Source organism: Burkholderia sp. Ac-20344, assembly GCF_017104975.1.
GTDB lineage: Bacteria > Pseudomonadota > Gammaproteobacteria > Burkholderiales > Burkholderiaceae > Burkholderia.
This window is the reverse complement of record NZ_JAAGPP010000172.1, coordinates 1-17073: the sequence shown is the minus strand read 5'-3', so window position 1 is coordinate 17073 and position 17073 is coordinate 1. Positions and strand designations below refer to the sequence as shown.

13 protein-coding genes, 1 tRNA gene and 1 pseudogene are annotated in these 17073 nt (G+C 62.9%); 2 read left to right on the top strand and 13 right to left on the bottom strand.

The features are described from left to right. Positions 1-176 precede the first annotated feature (176 nt). From G3N64_RS33920 to G3N64_RS33875, 10 genes are all read right to left on the bottom strand, one after another. Complete coding sequence (locus tag G3N64_RS33920; protein WP_205788058.1) at positions 177-833, bottom strand: TerD family protein; 657 nt, start codon at positions 831-833, stop codon at positions 177-179. Between the two features lie 100 nt (positions 834-933). Beyond that, the gene (locus G3N64_RS33915; protein ID WP_205788057.1) at positions 934-1950 is read right to left on the bottom strand and encodes a DUF475 domain-containing protein; all 1017 of its coding nucleotides are present in this window, start codon (positions 1948-1950) and stop codon (positions 934-936) included. A gap of 43 nt (positions 1951-1993) precedes the next feature. Then, the gene (locus tag G3N64_RS33910) at positions 1994-2731 is read right to left on the bottom strand and encodes a VWA domain-containing protein (RefSeq protein ID WP_205788056.1); all 738 of its coding nucleotides are present in this window, start codon (positions 2729-2731) and stop codon (positions 1994-1996) included. Positions 2732-2758: 27 nt separating this feature from the next. Further along, positions 2759-3865 carry a toxic anion resistance protein gene (locus G3N64_RS33905; protein ID WP_205788055.1) on the bottom strand — a complete coding sequence of 369 codons (1107 nt, stop codon included), beginning with the start codon at positions 3863-3865 and terminating at the stop codon, positions 2759-2761. A gap of 344 nt (positions 3866-4209) precedes the next feature. Further along, positions 4210-5571 (bottom strand): virulence factor, encoded by a 1362-nt coding sequence (locus G3N64_RS33900; protein WP_241021345.1) that lies wholly within the window; start codon positions 5569-5571, stop codon positions 4210-4212. A 22-nt stretch (positions 5572-5593) separates the two neighbouring features. Next, complete coding sequence (locus G3N64_RS33895) at positions 5594-5857, bottom strand: PAAR domain-containing protein (RefSeq protein WP_027784933.1); 264 nt, start codon at positions 5855-5857, stop codon at positions 5594-5596. A 9-nt stretch (positions 5858-5866) separates the two neighbouring features. Beyond that, positions 5867-7348: a virulence factor gene (locus G3N64_RS33890; RefSeq protein ID WP_205788054.1), complete on the bottom strand. Its 1482-nt coding sequence runs from the start codon at positions 7346-7348 to the stop codon at positions 5867-5869. Continuing rightward, positions 7345-9606, bottom strand: a complete 2262-nt coding sequence (locus G3N64_RS33885; RefSeq protein WP_205788053.1) for a hypothetical protein — start codon at positions 9604-9606, stop codon at positions 7345-7347. Before G3N64_RS33885 ends, G3N64_RS33890 begins: the two co-directional genes overlap by 4 nt. A 23-nt stretch (positions 9607-9629) precedes the next feature. Further along, complete coding sequence (locus G3N64_RS33880) at positions 9630-12407, bottom strand: type VI secretion system tip protein VgrG (RefSeq protein WP_205788052.1); 2778 nt, start codon at positions 12405-12407, stop codon at positions 9630-9632. A 405-nt stretch (positions 12408-12812) separates the two neighbouring features. After that, positions 12813-13442, bottom strand: a complete 630-nt coding sequence (locus tag G3N64_RS33875) for a LysE family translocator (RefSeq protein WP_205788051.1) — start codon at positions 13440-13442, stop codon at positions 12813-12815. Positions 13443-13594: 152 nt separating this feature from the next. On the opposite strand from G3N64_RS33875, the gene G3N64_RS33870 reads away from it, so the two are divergent. Further along, positions 13595-13831 (top strand): hypothetical protein, encoded by a 237-nt coding sequence (locus tag G3N64_RS33870; protein WP_205788050.1) that lies wholly within the window; start codon positions 13595-13597, stop codon positions 13829-13831. Between the two features lie 57 nt (positions 13832-13888). Continuing rightward, positions 13889-13979: transfer RNA gene (locus G3N64_RS33865), tRNA-Ser, on the top strand. A 228-nt stretch (positions 13980-14207) separates the two neighbouring features. Here G3N64_RS33865 and G3N64_RS33860 read toward each other — a convergent pair. The 3 genes and pseudogenes from G3N64_RS33860 to G3N64_RS33850 form a co-directional block, all read right to left on the bottom strand. Then, positions 14208-16223, bottom strand: a complete 2016-nt coding sequence (locus G3N64_RS33860) for a sodium:solute symporter family protein (RefSeq protein WP_205788049.1) — start codon at positions 16221-16223, stop codon at positions 14208-14210. 3 nt (positions 16224-16226) lie between these two features. Continuing rightward, positions 16227-16571, bottom strand: a complete 345-nt coding sequence (locus G3N64_RS33855) for a DUF4212 domain-containing protein (RefSeq protein ID WP_205788048.1) — start codon at positions 16569-16571, stop codon at positions 16227-16229. A gap of 83 nt (positions 16572-16654) precedes the next feature. Then, positions 16655-17073 (bottom strand): annotated as a pseudogene (locus tag G3N64_RS33850) (acetyl-coenzyme A synthetase); the annotation flags it as partial.

Genomic DNA, 17073 nt, shown 5'->3' with positions numbered 1-17073 from the left:
GGGTAGTCGAGTTGGTGTTCCAGTGCGTTCATCGGTGGGGCGTCTCGTCGTTATCGGTGCGAATGCGCGCCGGCGGCGGGCCGTGGCGGGCGGTGCGTCGATTCTATCGCCGTCCCGCGCAACGCGTCTGCTTCCTGCCCGGCGCGGCGGTATGCCGCCGGCCGGGCTGCCGCCAGTCAGACCGCGCCGCCGTACGCGCGCACGAAGTCGCCCAGGCCGCGGTTGTAGCCGGCGCCGACCGCCTTGAACATGAATTGGCCGTCGCGGCGATAGAAGCTGCCCACCTGCACCGACGTCTCCATCGAGAAGTCCTCCTCGAGCGCGTACTTCGCGATCACCATACCCGACACTTCGTCGGCGATCTGGATGTAGCTGTGGCGCACCTGGCCGAAATTCTGGCGTCGCGCTTCGGCCTGGTCGATCGTCACGACCACCGAGATTTCCTCGACGTCGGCCGCGAGCTTCGTCACGTCGATGAAGATCACCTCGTCGTCGCCGTCGCCGCTGCCCGTGCGGTTGTCGCCGCTATGCACGACGCCCAGGCACTTCGACGCGGGCATCCCGCGCTTCGGGAAATCGTCGCCCGGCTGGATGAAGGTTTCCTTGCGCTCCATCGTGCGCACTTCGCTGTTGTAGAACACGAAGTGCTGATCCGAGATCAGCTTCGGATTGCTCTGCGCGTCGTACTTGCACAGGAACACCGACACGTCGAGATCGAAATCCGTACCCGTGTCCGTCGCATTCGCGTCCCAACCGAGACCGATGCGAAACTTCTGCGTGCCGGGCGCTTCCTTCGACAGGTTGACGCGACCGCCTTTCGACAAATTGATCATCTGAACCTCTTCTGCTGGAACCGCCGGTGCGCCGGCGGCAATGCCGGGCCGCCCTGCGCGGCCCCTCGTTGATCGTTTTCGACCTGCACGTGACGCGTGGTCACTCGCCGGCTACGGCCGTCCGATCTTCCTTGCGCTGCACGATGATCGACGACCACACGGCCGCGGCAATCATCGCCGCGCCGATCAGGCCCGTGACGACCTCGGGCACCTCGAGCTTCACGCCGAGGAACATGATCGTTGCGAGTGCACCGATCGCCCAGAATGCGCCGTGCTCGAGATAACGGTACTGCGCGAGCGTGCCCTTCTTCAGCAGCACGAGCGTCATCTCCCGGATATAGGCTGCGCCGACGCCGAGGCCGAGCGCGATCAGGAAGATGTTGTTCGACAGCGCGAACGCACCGATCACGCCGTCGAAGCTGAACGACGAATCGAGCACTTCGAGATACATGAAACCTGCGACGCCTTCGCGCACCACGCGCGTGCCGGTTTCCTCGCCGCCGATCAGATCGCCTATGCCGTGCGCGATCACGAAGCTGATCACGCCGAGCGCGCCCGCGAGCAGGAAGCTGACCTGCTCGGCGGCCGGCACGTAGAACGACGCGATGATCACGATCGCGAGCGTCAGCGCCACTTCAAGCGCCGTGATGCGGCCGAGATGACGCATCGGGCCTTCGAGGAAGCCGATCCAGTGCTCGTCCTTCTCGGTGTCGAGCATGAACTTGAAGAACACCATCAGCAGGAACGCGCCGCCGAATGCGGAGACCTGGTGATGCGCGGACGTGAGGATCGCCGCGTACTTCTCCGGCGACTCGATCGCGAGCGTCAGCGCGTCCCACATGCCGATGTGGCCGATCACCGCGACGATCAGCAGCGGGAACACGAGCCGCATGCCGAACACGGCGACCGGCAGGCCGAACACCATGAAGCGGTTGCGCCACTTCTCCGACCAGTTCTTGAGTACCGATGCGTTGACGACCGCGTTGTCGAGCGACAGCGAAATTTCGAGCACGCACAGGACCGCGACGATCAGCATGTCCTTCACGCCGCCGAGAAGATAGGCCGCGATCAGCGCGAGCACCGTGAGCGATAACGGGATCTTGAAGTCTTTCAACATGATGGGGTAATCGAGTTCAGAAAAAGGGGCAGGCGGGACGCGCTTACTTCGCGCGCACCCAGTCGCAGAATTCCTGCGTGATCAGTTGTTCGTAGATCTGTTCGTCGCTCACGTCGAGCGATTCGAGATGCAGGAAGCCGACGTTCGGCATTTCCTCCGCGACTTCCGCGAGAAAGTCGAATTCGCTCGGATCGCCGACGCCGACGAGCGACCAGTACAGCGGGAAGTGCTGCGAGTCGGCCAGCAGCTGGCGCACGCGCTTGCGGTCGTTCTTCGGGTTCTGCCCGTCGGTGACGAACAGCACCCACGCGGGCAGATGGCCGTTCACCGGCGCGGCTGCCGGCGCGGCCGTGTCGTCCGCGCCGCCGAACAGCCGGCTCAGGAAACCGCGCTTTTCTTCGCGCTTCGGCTCCGGCGCGCGGAAGAAGAAGTCGACGATGTCGTTCATCACCGGTGCGTACTGCGTGCCGCCCCACTTCTCGATCCGCGCATTGAGCACGTGATCGGAAATGTATGAGCCGTAGTTGTCCGGCGTCGCGGTCGGCAGGCGGTCGTAGCCTTCGGTGAAGGTCCACGTGTCGACTTCGCCGTTGTCGTCGAACTTCAGAGCGATGCCGAGAATCCGGTCGTGCGTCTCCTGGATCACGCCCGACTGGTACAGCGGCTTCGCGGAGCCCGAGATGTCGAGCGCCGCGCCGACGCGCACGACGGGCGGCTTCAGGATCTGGCGTTTTTCGAGGACGATCGCGACCTTCGCCGCGCGTTTCTCAAGCGTAATCATGCGGTGTTCTCTCGGTTCTCTTGGTTGTTAGTTCTGCTTCGGAGCGAATCGGGTGATCAGGTCCTGTTCGAGCTGGCGCAGGCGCGGCGCGTCCTGCTCGCGCTGGCGCTTGCCGTCGGCGATGATCTGCGTGATGTCGTCGAACGCGCCGAACAACTGCTGCTGCGCGTATTCGAACGTGTCGGTCGAGATGACCGGGCGCTGGCCGAGCTTCGCGACTTCCTGTGCGTTCTGGCGGTTCAGGTCCGCCTGCGCGCGGATCGCCTCGTCGGCTGCGTCGTACGTCGCGTTCGCGAGCGCCGCGGCGCGCTTCGTGCTGAGCTGCTCGAGGTAGAGCGCGAATGCGTTGGTCCACGCGGGGATCAGCACCGTCTTGATCGTCATGAATTTCGACGTCAGCGTGCGTTTCTGGTCCTGCTCCATCCGGATCTGCGGCGCGAGCTGCTTCGACATCAGCATCGCGCGGTCGAGATCGTCGAGCTTGCTTTCGAGCGCGTCGACCTTGCGCTTCACGTCGAGCAGGCGCTGCGCGGCGAACGCGTCGTCCGCCGGCTGCTGGCCGGCCGCGAGATGCGCGCGCAGCGTCGCGAGCGCCGTTTCGCCGTGCGCCTTCGACTGCGCGAGCTCCTGGTGCAGCGCGTAGTTGTCGTTGTACATCCGCTCGAGTTCGTCGATGCCGGCCTTCTGGCGCTGCGCATGGTTCTCGAGCTCGACGACGAGCGTGTCCATCCGCTTGCTCACCGACTCGTATTGCGACAGCAGCTTCTCCTTGGTCGAGCGGAACAGCCGCGTGACCTGCGTGAGCAGCCCGCCCTTGTCGGCGCCGCGCGGGTCGAGCCCTTTAGCGGTCGCGATCAACTCGTTGAGCTTGTCGCCGAACTGGTCGGCGTCCGACGCGCGGACGCTCGCGAGGATCTGCTGGGAGAAGGCGGCGATCCGCGTGCCCTGCGCCGCGCCGAGCTGATCGATCTCGTCGACGGTGATCAGGCGCGCGTGTTCCGTCGGCTGCACGGCCGGCACGGCGACGTTGGCCAAGTTGGCGACGGCGGCTGGCACGGCGACGGGTGACAAAGACGGGGTGGAAGGACGATCGCTGACCGCATTGGAGTTCTTGTCGTCGAATAGCGGCTTCATGTGGCTACCCCGTTTCCTTTTCTGCTTTTTGCTACGTGTTGTCGTGCGCGCGAGGCGCGCTTGCGCGATTGCCGTCGTGCTCTCTCACGGACGGCAGACGGACAATAAAGGGCGACGGTGCGGCGCGTCAAGCCAGGCAATTCTTTCAATTTCCATACGCTTCGTAATATATGCGATGGGAATCTCGATGCCGCCTCCGGCAACGTCAGGACAAATGCCTTGATGGAGCGCGAATCCGGACTCATCTGGACACGCCGACGGAGAGAAATTGAAAGTATTTTGAAAGAATTAGCCTGCCGCCATTCCGCTGATTGTTACAGATTGCTTAACGCGGGCGTCGCGTCCTAGTACGAATAGCCTTGCGACGCCGGGCGCGCATCGTGACGGCGGCCCCACCACGGCAAGTACGCGTTGTTCTCCCCGCGCGCGCGGAACCAGTCCTTGCCGGGATCGATCGGTGTCAGCTTCGACGGCGCGACCACCACCACGGCCGTCGGATGCTCGGCGTCGGTCGTCCCCGCCACGAGCACGTTTCCGCCGAGATGATTTGCGCGACCGATCGCGAGCGCCACATCGGTCAACGCCGTGCCGGCCCCCATGTCACCGAGCAGTGCCGACGTGTTGAAGGTTTCGCCGCGGAGGTCGCTTTGCGGCACGGCTTCCGCGAGCCCTTGCGAAAGGGACGCAGCCCTTGCCGACGCGGTCACGCTGCCCTTGCCTGCATCGTGGATAACGTAGTTCAGCGACGAGACCGTGACGCCCGCATTGCCTGCCGCCGCCTCGATCGTCGACCTCCATGCCGGCGCCGCGCGGCCCCCACCCTGCTTCGCGTCGAAATCCTCGACGTCGCTTTGCGCCGCCTTGCCGATCCATGCCAGCGGTTCGCGCTCGGTCTTGAGATTCGGGCCGGCGAGGAACAACACCACCATGTTCTCGTTGATCTGTTCGTCGTGCGGTGGAAAGCTTGGCGCGTCCCAGTTCATCACCCACACGCTTTTGTCGGGATGGGCGGCCAGATAATCGAGTGCCGCATTCAGCGACGTGAAGCCGGCATTACCCTGGCCCAACGTCACCTGCACATCGGGCGGCGTATCGCGACTCCATAGATTTTTTGCGGAGGGGTTGCCGATTTCGAAAATGTTGACGGCACGATCCCGCAGATATGATGCGGCCAGTTCAGAGGCCAGCCTATCACCTGGAATAGCCAATTCGACTCGCATGCCAGCCAGTTCCCTCCATTTCCGCCGTGACCTCGCGCTGACGGTATAGAAGTAATCCTCGTTCGTAAAATATTGCAAACGAAAGAGAAGCAGAAGTTTGTCGACGTACTTTTCATAGAATCCGGAAAACGTCTCACTTCCCCAGTTACCGTTCGCGACGATGGAAACTGCCTGCAACGTTGAGTACTTTTGGGGCTTTATGCGCACCATATCGTCGTTGGCGTTCGGTTTCACCAACCCGAGCGTCCACAGCAGTTGCCACTCGGTCGGATAGTCACGACGCTGCAGCGGATTGAGCCACTCCAGTCCGACAACCTGGGCGACAAACGGCGCAGCAGACGCACCTTCGACAGATTTCGCCGATGCGGTGCTCGTCTCGGCCTGCAACGGCGAACCCGACAAGAGTGCCGCCATGACGATCGAGATGCACCCGATGCGTTTAGCAAGAGTGAAGCAGTGCATGAATATCCCGATCGAACCAGCCAACCCCGAACGCCGGTTCGGCAATTCATTCCCGTCCGGACGACGCGAGACTCGAAATCAGCGTCGCACCACACGATGTCTTGTGACCATCGAACGCGGCCGGCTTTCCGTCGACGATGACCTGCGGATCCCCTTCGGCGATAAAGCAGGCCTGATGGCCCGCGATCGGACAGACGCACGTATCACCGAGCCGGGCGACCGGCCGCCCCATCACTTCGCTGACCGCGCTGCCGGTCACGACCTGACCGCCGTGGCTCGTTGCGTCGCCGACTCGAATGATTCCGCGCATACGCGCTCCTTATTCCGAATAGCCTTGCGATGCCGGACGCGCGTCGTGACGGCGCCCCCACCACGGCAAGTACGCGTTGTTCTCCCCGCGTGCGCGGAACCAGTCCTTGCCGGGATCGATCGGTGTCAGCTTCGACGGCGCAACCACCACCACGGCCGTCGGATGCTCCGCGTCGGTCGTTCCGGCCACGAGCACATTTCCACCGAGGTGATTCGCGCGGCCGATCGCCAGCGCCACATCGGTCAACGCCGCGCCGGCGCCCATGTCACCGAGCAACGCCGATGTATTGAAGATCTGCGTACGGAAATCGTATTCCGGCAGGACTTCCGTCAGCGTCTGCGACAGTGAGGCAATGCGTGTCGATGCAGCATCGCTGCCCTTGCCCGCATCGTGCACGATGTAATTCACCGACGACACCGGCACGCCTGCATTACTCGCCGCCGTATCGATCGTCGCCTTCCATGCCTGGACCGCACGGCTCGCGCCTTGCTTTGCCTCGAAATCCTTGACGTTGCTTCGTGCAGCCTTGCCGATCCAGGCGAGCGGCTCACGCTCGGTCTTCAGGTCGGGGCCGGCGAGGAACAGCACCACCATGTTCTCGTTGATCTGTTCGTCGTTCGGCGGGAAGCTCGGTGCATCCCAGTTCATCACCCACGCGCTTTTGTCGGGGTGGGCGGCCAGATAGTCCAGCGCCGCGTTCAGCGACGTGAAGCCGGCATTCCCCTGCCCCGATGTCACGTGCACGTCCGGCGGTGTGTCGTGGCTCCATAAATTTTTGGCGGACGGATTTCCTATTTCGAAGAAGTTAACAATCTGATCTCGCAAATGTGACGACGCCAGCCCAGGATCGAGTCGACCAGAGGGGATTGCCAGCTCGATATGCATGCCAGCCAATTCTCGCCACTTCTTCTGGCTATCCGCGCTAACCGTGTAAAAATAATCCTGATTCGTGAAATATCGAGTCCGGAAAAGCACCAGCAGCTCATTGATATATTTCTTATAAAATCCGGAAAACGATTCACGCCCCCGGCGACCATCGGCCACGATAGAAATCGGTTGCAATGTTGAATATTTTTTAGGATTAACCCGAACCATGTCATCGTTGACATTCGGCTTTACCAGGCCAAGCGTCCATAATATCTGCCACTCGGTGCTGTAATCCTTGCGCTGCAGCGGGTTCATCCAGCCAAGCCCGACGACCTGAGCAACGAATGGTCTGGACGCCCCGGCTCCGGTAATTGGAGCCGCCTTCTCGTTCAATGAAGCCGCAACTGCTCGCGGACCCGCAATCACCGTTGCAAATGCAAATACCATGATTGCCACAAGTCCTGGAACCAGGACTAACCGCTTCATCAGAGTTCCCATGCTCAACAACGCTCCTGTCCCGTCATCAGACGAAACCAATATCAAAACCGATACACCCAGCGCAAGAAGCAATGCACCGCCGGCGACTCCGGCACGACGCGGCCATGTAGCGATGGCCGATCTCATAAACTGCCTCCAAGCTTCAGGAAAAATCCGCCATCTCTTTCGTCGTGTATCTTGGAAGGCATTTTTGCATGATCATCCTTAACAACCCAATCTTGCAAAAATAATTTTTCACACTTTCCAGTTATAATATATTCTGCCATCTTACCATTTTGGCCCTCATCACCCAAACTATTGGCAAATCGCCAATCAGCCTGAATCCTGATTTCTTCAAGATCCATCTCGGTCAGATAGCAAACCCCGATTGCCACATCATAAGCCAACGCCTTTTCAGCATGGTCCTTGTTGGTCATGATGGTCGAATGGTTGGTGGGGTTATTCTTGTCCCCGCCGTTCAGAATCTGAAATATCTCCTTGTTCCGCCATTCGATATAGTCAGCACTCGCTGCCCCCGGATTGTCCTCCCCCACCACAGTTCCGTTCTCGTCGACCCAGCGACGATTTCCGGACCTCCGCGCTTCCATGCGGAGAATGGAATGATCCTCATACCGCTGCGCAGCCTCGGACGCCGCATCCCCCTGCGCTTTCAGCGCATCTCCCTCAGTCTTGAATTTTTCCGACTTCGCGTCGAAGTTGTCATACGGATCGTCATCGCGCTTGTTCTCCTTCTTGGCGTCACGCCCAGCCGACGGCGGATCGTAACTCTCGTTGAAGCGCCCTTCCTCAATCGGTTTCCCTTGCGCATCGCAAGCGCCCGACGGTTTGTCGTAGCGCAACGCCTGCGGAAGGAAGCGAGTCTCCTTGTCGAGCATCGGTGCCGTAATCGGGATTTCCCAGTCTTTTGGCGGATCGGCATTGACCGCCAGGTTCGTCAAATTGAACAGGTAGAGGGCCGGGCTCGTTGCAATCGTGAAAAACTTCGCGATCCACCCTTCATTGGAATGCGTGCCTCGTCCAAGACCATACCGTGCAGGTGGTGACGGCGGATACCAGAAACCCTCCCTCTCGTTCTTGTCCTTGCGCCAGTCATCCTGCCAATACCGATAGAGCTTGTTCTCTCCACCGACCTCGAAATTCGATGCAAACACGCGTTGCGAAAAAACACCCCACGCGTTCGTCGCACTGATCTCGTCGACACTCATCCCGCGCCAGCCGACTCCCTGAACGGTCAGGGCAGAAATGACCTGATCGTGCGGGCAACAGTACAGCGTCACTCTCCCGTAGGTGTTTTTCTGATACAGCCCATGCGCCTCCCGGTCCTTGGCTGCGCTATACGGCTTGCCCCCGTTCTTCGACGGCCTTGCGTTTTCCATTGCGCGATCGAGATCCTCCGCAGGCATCTCGAGATCGGCCCGGGCACGCAGGATATCGAAGTACTCCCTCAGCGTTTCCTTGCGCGCGACATAGGTCTCGCGCCCCACGCGCCCGTTCTTGTCGCGCACTCCGCGCTGGGCCCATGAGTCGGTCATGTTGGCCTCGACGAGACTGTACGGAGGATTGGCGAGAACATAGGTATCGGCGACGCAGCGCCCTTTCTTGCCCCATTGATCCGTCACCTCGGGCAAGCGGTCTCCAAGGAATGCAGCGGCAAGACCGATCATGTTGCCCTGGCTGTGGCACACGATCGTGATCGGCGCGTCGGCCTGTCGCTTGCGGATCGATTCGACCAGGCGTGCAAGCCGCAGTGCGCCAAGCACACCATAAGTGCGCGGTGGCGTGGAGTAGATTTTTCGATTGCCGATGCCATTCATGTGCTGGACGGTCAGCCACAGAAAAAGCCGATCGTTCAACCCGTCGTTCCACAGATCCGGCAGACTCGTACACCCGCCCGCGAACGGGCCACCGCCCCAGTAATTCTTTTCGTTGAGCATGATCTTGTCGCCATACTCCTTCAGCTCCTCCGCGTTCGCGGCATAGCCCCACCGAAAGTGGATGACGGGAGAAAAGGACGGATCGGGCTTGATGTACGTCTTCGACGACATGTCCGGATTCAGGAAACCGTCTGGCGTCAGGCTTTCGATATAGCTGACCGGCGTCATCTGCCCGGCCACCGGCCCCCAATGGAACAGTTGATCGTCATAACGCCCCATGCGCCGGTTCAATCCGGCACACAATCCCTTCTCGGCGTCCTTGAACCATTCCCCTTCCGAATTCACCCCGTGCACGAAAATGACGACGCCAGGCAACGGCATCTGCATCACGCACTCGAGGTCGTTGCGGTTGAACAGCGTCGTCCCCAGTCCACCGCCCACCGAAATCTGCGACGGGTCGTCCGTCGACGGTTGCCCGCCCGGGTTCTGCGCAAAGTTGTAGTTGAACATGTTGTTTTTCTTGAAGACTCAGCTCAGGTTCTCGACTTGAAAAAGCGAACCGCCAATTGTTCGAACTGATCGCTGCTGACCGGCGCCAGTTTGCCCTGCGCGTCGGTCTTCCCCTTGATCAATTCGCCCGACGCCTTTCGCACCTCGGCTTCCATGCCCTCGACCGGCTGCCCGTCAGTGGCCCGGACCAGCTTCGGCACCCGCCCCAGCGAGCCTTGGTCGAACTTCGGAAAATCGGCGCTCATGCTCGCCGGCCCCGCCCACGTATGCGACGCGGACTTGACGGTAAAACTCCCCGGACACCCGAGCTCGATATCGCCGCCATGCAGCTTCAGATACGCGCCGCCCGACGTCACGAACACGACCTGCTCGCTGGCCATGCCCGCGAGCTTGCCGCCGCCCGCCGTCATCTGGATGTTCTTCGCCGAATCAATCTGTGTGTCGTCGTTCTGGCTCTGCAGCGCCACTTTCCCCTGGTTGGCGATCGCCGACACGCCCTCGCTGTGCGCGAACATCGCCACGCCATGCCCGGCCTGCAGGTTGATCCGCTGCCCGCTCGTGTACTGCAGATGATTCTGCGCGACGACATCGACGTTGCCGCCCGCATGGGTCGTCACGGTCTTCGGCGTCGCCATGCTGATGCCGGCCGGCGCGGTGATGCCGATCGCGGCCATCGATGCGCCTGGCGATTGACCGCCGCCGGACGTCTCGCCATTCGGCCAGCCTTTCACCGTGGTCACGAGTGCATCGTGCGGCTGCGTATCCGGCGCCACGCCCTGATGCTGGCCAGCATAGTCGCCGAGACTCTTGAACAGCTCGACGCATTCCTGCATCAGTTGCAGATACTCGTCCCGCGCGAGGTGGCCGTCACTCGCGCGCAGCCGTTCCCAGGCCGAAATCAGCATCGCCTTGCCGCTGCGAATCGCCACGTGCGCATCGCTGCGTAATTCGGCGCCTTCGCCGCGCGCCGCCCCCTGCCCGTTGTCGCGCGGCTGCGTCAGATAGCCGAGGTTCAGCTGACTGTACGCATGCTCGCTCGCCAACTGGCTGCTGATCTGCCCGGGCGTATCGTCGAAGCGGATCTGGTTGTACCGCTGCCCCTTGATTTCCTTCGTCTTCGTGCCGGAAAGATAGCGGTTGCCCGGCAGCGCGCCGGTGTGACTGAAGGTCGCCGGCATGTTCGGCCCATTGGCCAGCACGCCCATCACGACGAGCCGGTCCGGATCGCCGCCGATATGGCCGATCAGCACTTCCATGCCGACGCGCGGCAACGTATTCGCGCCGAAACTCGGCCCGGCGAGCGCGCAGGCGACGCGCACCGGCGCGCTGTCGGACGGCGTGCCGCTCGTGCCGGCACCCTGCGCGTGCGCATGATCGTCCGCGCTCAGCCCCTGGATCCGCACACGGATGCGGCCCATTTCATCGCAGAACACCTCCTCGCCCTCCGGCCCGACGACGACGGCCGTCATCGGATGCACGGGCGGCAGGTCGACGTTGGGATCGTAGGCAGGCGTCAGCGGCACGCCGCGCCGCACGCACGAGAACGTGTTCTCGTAGCGTCTGTCGCCTTCGTCACCCGGCTTGCCACTCACGTCGGTCGCCACCGCGTTGAACAGCACGCGGCTTGCCGCGAACAGCGATTGCGCGCGCTCGTTCAGTTCCTTCGGCAGGTTGTTCCGCACGCAATGATGAAGCGACGTGACGACAAACTGCCGCTGTTCGGCCGGCAACGTATCGAGTTGCGGATGCTCCGCGAGCGCAAACCAGTGACCGACGGCCAGATCACGCACATTGCTCACGCCATCGACGGATTCGGCACGCAGTTCATGCGCCAGCATCCGGTCCTTGCCGATCCGGTCGAGATCGGACGACGAATCCCCGGCGTGCGGGATATCGATGACGGCGTCGGCCAGCAAATGCCCGAGATCGTTGCCGCCGTCGCCCTGATCGACAATCGTCGCCTGCTCGGTTTGCGACATGCGGCCGCTCTTGTAGTCCCACGTCGGCCGGACGATCTTGCCCGGGATCAACCGGCGGCTCGTCGCCCAAAGCGTGATCGAGTCACGCTCTTCGGTGGCGGCGTCGCGGTGGTAGCGAATGGTACCGGCGGCCGTCGCCGGCAACTTCATCGAGTCGTCGGCAAAGACCAGCGTATGCACCGGCGTGTCGTGCGCATTGCCGCTCGCCTGCTCGCCGGCCTTGCCCGCCTTGACGAATACGGTCGCCCCCTCCCGTCGCAACAGCCGCCGGATGAAGTGCGCGTCCGACTCGTTGACCTGCCGCGTAAGTTCACGCGCGGGGTAACGCTCGCCTTGCAGGCCGGACAGGTCGAACTCGAATGCGCCTGCAAGCGCCGAGCTGCGCTGGCGCCATTCCTGAAGCAGCACACCCAGGATGTCGGGCAGGCTCTTGGAACGAAACAACCGCGAATTGGTCCGCCGCTCCATCACGGACAGCACGTCGCGAATCGTCAGCTGGTAGCAGGTCAGTGAACCGTCCGACTGTCCGGTGCGAACGTCGGTGACAATGCCGTTGATGGTATGGAGACGCCCGCGATCGGTCGTCATCTCGACGGAAACCGGCAGCCCGATGAAGCCGCGAATCGGAAGATCGGCCCGCGCTGATACGCAGGTCAGATGCCCCTCGATGCCCGTCATCAACCCTTCGCGGATATCGGCATACTGGAGCGCAAGCACCTGCTCGAGCGTCTTCTGGGCAGGCCCCCAGTTCATGCGAACCGGCCGATTGTTCTGATCGACCACCCCGGACGCAAATGTGCGTAGCAATTCGGCTGTATTCACAGCGTGACTCTCAGGATTTTGTTTGACTTCGTTGTTCGGCGAGCAATCACGCCCGCTGGTCCGTCCTGGGAGTGCCGCCCGTCTGGTTTTCGGCGAGCATAGCAAATTTGTCGGATTGGTGAAGGCTTTTTGACAGGATTTAGAATCCTTTTTGCGAAGCGTCCGGACGGACTCAACAGTTCACATTCTTTCGAACCGGGACGGTCCCATCCGTGCCCGTCGATCGTGGTCCCGGTGTCGTACGTAACCGGAAACGGCGAGGCCGGAACGCACGCCGTCCACGAGCACATGCGTGCGCGCCGGCCACGTTTCGTACGGTCCGTCGTGCGTTTCGAGCACGAAGCGATCGACCGACCTCATCGCCGCGTCGGTATCAGTACGCTGCTTCCCCGCTCCATCACCTTGTCAATGCGCGGCCTTGCGATACAGCGCAACGTACCCCGCCAGCATCAGCAGCAGCGATCCGCTGACGCGATTCAGCCACTTCTCCCCGGCCGCCTTCCATACGCGGACCGAATGCACCCCCAGCAGTGCGTAACCGGTCATCCCGATCGCGTCGATCGCGACAATCGTCGCCGCGAGAATCGCGTACTGCGGCGCGATCGCCTGCGACCGGTCGACGAACTGCGGCAGCAGCGCGGACATGAACAGGTAGTACTTCGGGTTGCTCATCGCGACGAAGAAGCTCTTCAGAAAGGCCGTCCGGCGATCGGGCGTCGCGGGCGCGCATGGCTGCGCAGCGGCGCCCCCGCCGCTCGACATGAGCATCCGGATGCCGACATAGGCGAGCCACGCCGCGCCGAGCAGCTTCAGCGTCACGAACGCCGTCTCCGACGCGTCGAGCAGCACGCCCAGGCCGAACCCGACCAGCGCGACGAGCACGACGTCGGCAGTGACGGCGCCGAGCATGCCGACCATCGCGTGACGCAATCCGTAGCGCGAACCGTTGCTCATCGCGAGCAACACCGTCGGACCCGGCGTCGCGACACCGACGGACAGGATCAGCGCAAAGGCGAGCAAGGCGGAGAGCGACATGGCGTGGCGTTCCTTTCGAAGATAGCGGTGCGGGCGGACGGTATCGTCAGGATTAGCCCCGGCCGATGCGTACGGTTTGTTACGACGAATGCGGACTTCACATGATCGCATGTTCGTCCCGACGCCCGCTCGACGGTTGCGCGCCGTCGCCCATGAACGGCAGCCCGTTGCCTGAGGCCGCACCGAACCCCGAGCGCAACGCGGGGCCGGCGCCGTCGTCGTTCCGGCCGAATCAGTATGAAGTCGGCGTTCGCTACGCAACGGATGTGTTCCGCAGCAAGAAGGCGCCGGTCCGTGTCCGGTGGAGCGAAACAGGTCGTACGGGTCGTCACGATCTGACACACGGCGCCCCCCGCTCGGTGTGGCTGGCGACGACGACGAATTTCTGACGGGCGCGGAAGGGAGTGGCGGGGTGCCGCCAGAGTTTGCTATACTCTCGGTCTTCCGGAGAGATGGATGAGTGGTTTAAGTCGCACGCCTGGAAAGCGTGTATAGGTTAATCGCCTATCGGGGGTTCGAATCCCCCTCTCTCCGCCAGTATTCGATGCCCGCGCCAGCGGGCATTTTCGTTTCCGGAGAGAAGCAAGCCGATCGTTCGGCTTGCGCGGGGGATTCGAAGGAATTCGCTTGCAAGCGAATCCGCGGCCCGCGCTTGTGTGGGCGAATCCCCCTCTCTCCGTCAGAAATACGTGAAGCCCCTGATTTCCCTAGGAATCAGGGGCTTTTCAACTTGGCTCGCCGGCACACCATGCATCGCCCCGCCCCTCACGGATGCCGAATGTAATCCACCAACGCCCGCGTATACTCATCCGGCCGCTTGTCGCACAGACTCACCACGATCGCCACCGCGAACCCCGCCGGCACGCCGAACACGCCTGAACTGATCGGTTCGATCCCGAACCACGTGCGCCCGGCGAACCCGGTCAGTTGCGTGAAGAACGGATAAGTCGACACGATGTAGTACACACACACCGCCAACCCCGTCACCATCCCGGCAATCGCGCCACGCGTCGTCGTGCGCTTCCAGAACACCCCCAGCACCAGCACCGGAAAGAAGCTCGACGCCGCCAGCGAAAACGCAGCCCCGACCAGAAACAGGATCTTCCCGGTATTGAGCGACGCGACATACGACGCGAACAGCGCCACCCCCAGCAGCAGCACCTTCGAAATCGTCACGCGCCGCTGGCTCGACGCATCGGGCGCGACCATGCAGTAATAGACGTCGTGCGACAGCGCGTTCGCGATCGTCAGCAGCAGCCCGTCCGCGGTCGACAGCGCCGCGGCCAGCGCACCGGCCGCGATCAGCCCCGACACCACGTACGGCAGCCCCGCGATCTCCGGCGCGGCCAGCACGACCATGTCCGGCTGCATCTGGATTTCCGACCAGTGCACGATGCCGTCGCGAATCACCTCGACGACGCTGATCAGGTCGGGTTCGAAGTGATGCCATTGCGTGACCCACGCCGGCAATTCGGCGAACGGCCGCCCGACGAGGTTCGCGAGGATCTCGTACTTGATCAGCACCGCGAGCACCGGCACGCTCAGGTAAAACAGCGCGATGAAGAACAAGGTCCACCCAACCGAGCGCCGCGCCGACGCGACCGACGTGGTCGTGTTGTAGCGGGTCAGGATGTGCGGCAGGCTCGCCGTGCCGAGCGACAGGCACAGCAGCAGCGCCAGGAAATTCCGCTCGCGCGGCTTGCGCTCGTCGTCGCTCGCGGCTGGAAACGGCTCGTGCATCGGCACGGGCGGCTCGGCCCGGGCCAGTAGATCGTCACGCGCCTGCGTCCACGCGACACGCGCCGCCGCCGGATCGCGCGGAAAGTCGGCCAGTTCGCGCTCGCGCAGGCTGATCTCGCGCAGCGGCCCGTTGTGGCGCCGCAGGTCGGCAAGCTGGTCGGCGAGATGCCGGCGTGCGTCCGCATAGGATGCCGGCAGCCGGTCGAGCCGCGTCTGGATATCCGCGGCTTGCCGACGGTACGCGTCGCGCACCTGCTGCTCGTCGGTCGCATCGCGCACCTGCGCCTCGCGCGCCGCGACGCGCTCCATCAGCTTGCCATAATTGAACTGCGGCACGGGACCGAGCCCGTTCTTCATCGCGATCAGCGAAACCGGAATCAGGATCGCGCTGATCAGGATGATGTACTGCGCGACCTGCGTCCACGTGACCGCGCGCATCCCGCCGAGAAACGAGCACACGAGAATGCCCGCGAGCCCGCAGAAAATCCCGATCGCGAAATCGACGCCGATGAAGCGTGTCGCGATCAGGCCGATCCCCTGGATCTGCGCGACCAGATACACGAACGAACACAGGATCGCCGCGCCGGCCGCGAGCGCGCGCACGGCCGTGCTCGAAAAGCGTGTACCGAGAAAATCGGGAATCGTGTATCGCGCGAGCTTGCGCACATAAGGCGCGAGCAGGAACGCGACGAGGCAGAACCCGCCCGTCCAGCCCATCATGTAGGCAAGCGCGTCGTAGCCGGTCGCGTAGAGCGATCCGGCCAGGCCGATGAACGACGCTGCGGACAGCCAGTCGGCCGCCGTCGCCATCCCGTTGAAGGCAGACGGCACGCGCCGCCCGGCCACGTAGTACTCGACGAGATCGGACGTGCGCGACAGCAGCCCGATCACCGCGTACACGGCGATCGGCACGAACAGGAACACGTAGCCGAGCCAGACGCCGGAGCCGGTGGCACGCTCGATCCGCCACATCAGCAGCACGAACCCGAGAAATCCCAGCGTGTAGAACGCGTATGCGCGGATCAGTCGATGCGTCAGCATGAATCAGCGCCCGCCGTTCGCTTGGCCGGCGCGTGCCGCATGATCGTCGTACGCACGGCGCAGCGTGCGGTCCGCGCGTTGCATCAGCCCGATGTAGACGACGATCAGCACGAGGTACACGAGAATCGCGCCCTGCGCGCCGACATAGAACGGCAGGCTGAAGCCAGCGAAACGAACCCCGGCGAGCGCAGGCCCGAAGAACGGCACGATGAACGACACTGAAAAGCCGATCACCATCAGCACCCCGATCAGCGCGACGTTGAAGCGCCAGTAGCGCGCGTGGGCACGCGCGAGCGGCTCGGGAACGGGCGGTGGCGCAGCTGGCGCCGAACGGGTCGGAACGGTCATGCCGTTATGTAGCAAAAAGCCCCTGCGCAGGCAATCGGGATTGCCGCGCAGGGGCTCGTGCGCGTGATGCGCAACCGGGACGATCAGCGCACTTCGGCGAGCTGCTCGAGGATGGCCGGGTTCTCGAGCGTGGACGTGTCCTGCGTGATCGCCTCGCCCTTCGCGAGCGAGCGCAGCAGGCGCCGCATGATCTTGCCCGAACGCGTCTTCGGCAGGTTGTCGCCGAAGCGGATGTCCTTCGGCTTCGCGATCGGCCCGATCTGCTTGCCGACCCAGTCGCGCAGCGTCTTCGCGAGCGCCGCGGCCTCTTCGCCTTCCGGACGCGAACGCTTCAGCACCACGAACGCAACCACTGCCTCGCCCGTCGTGTCGTCCGGACGCCCGACCACGGCCGCTTCCGCGACGAGCTCGTGCGACACCAGCGCCGATTCGATCTCCATCGTGCCGAGCCGGTGGCCCGACACGTTCAGCACGTCGTCGATCCGGCCCATGATCGTGAAGT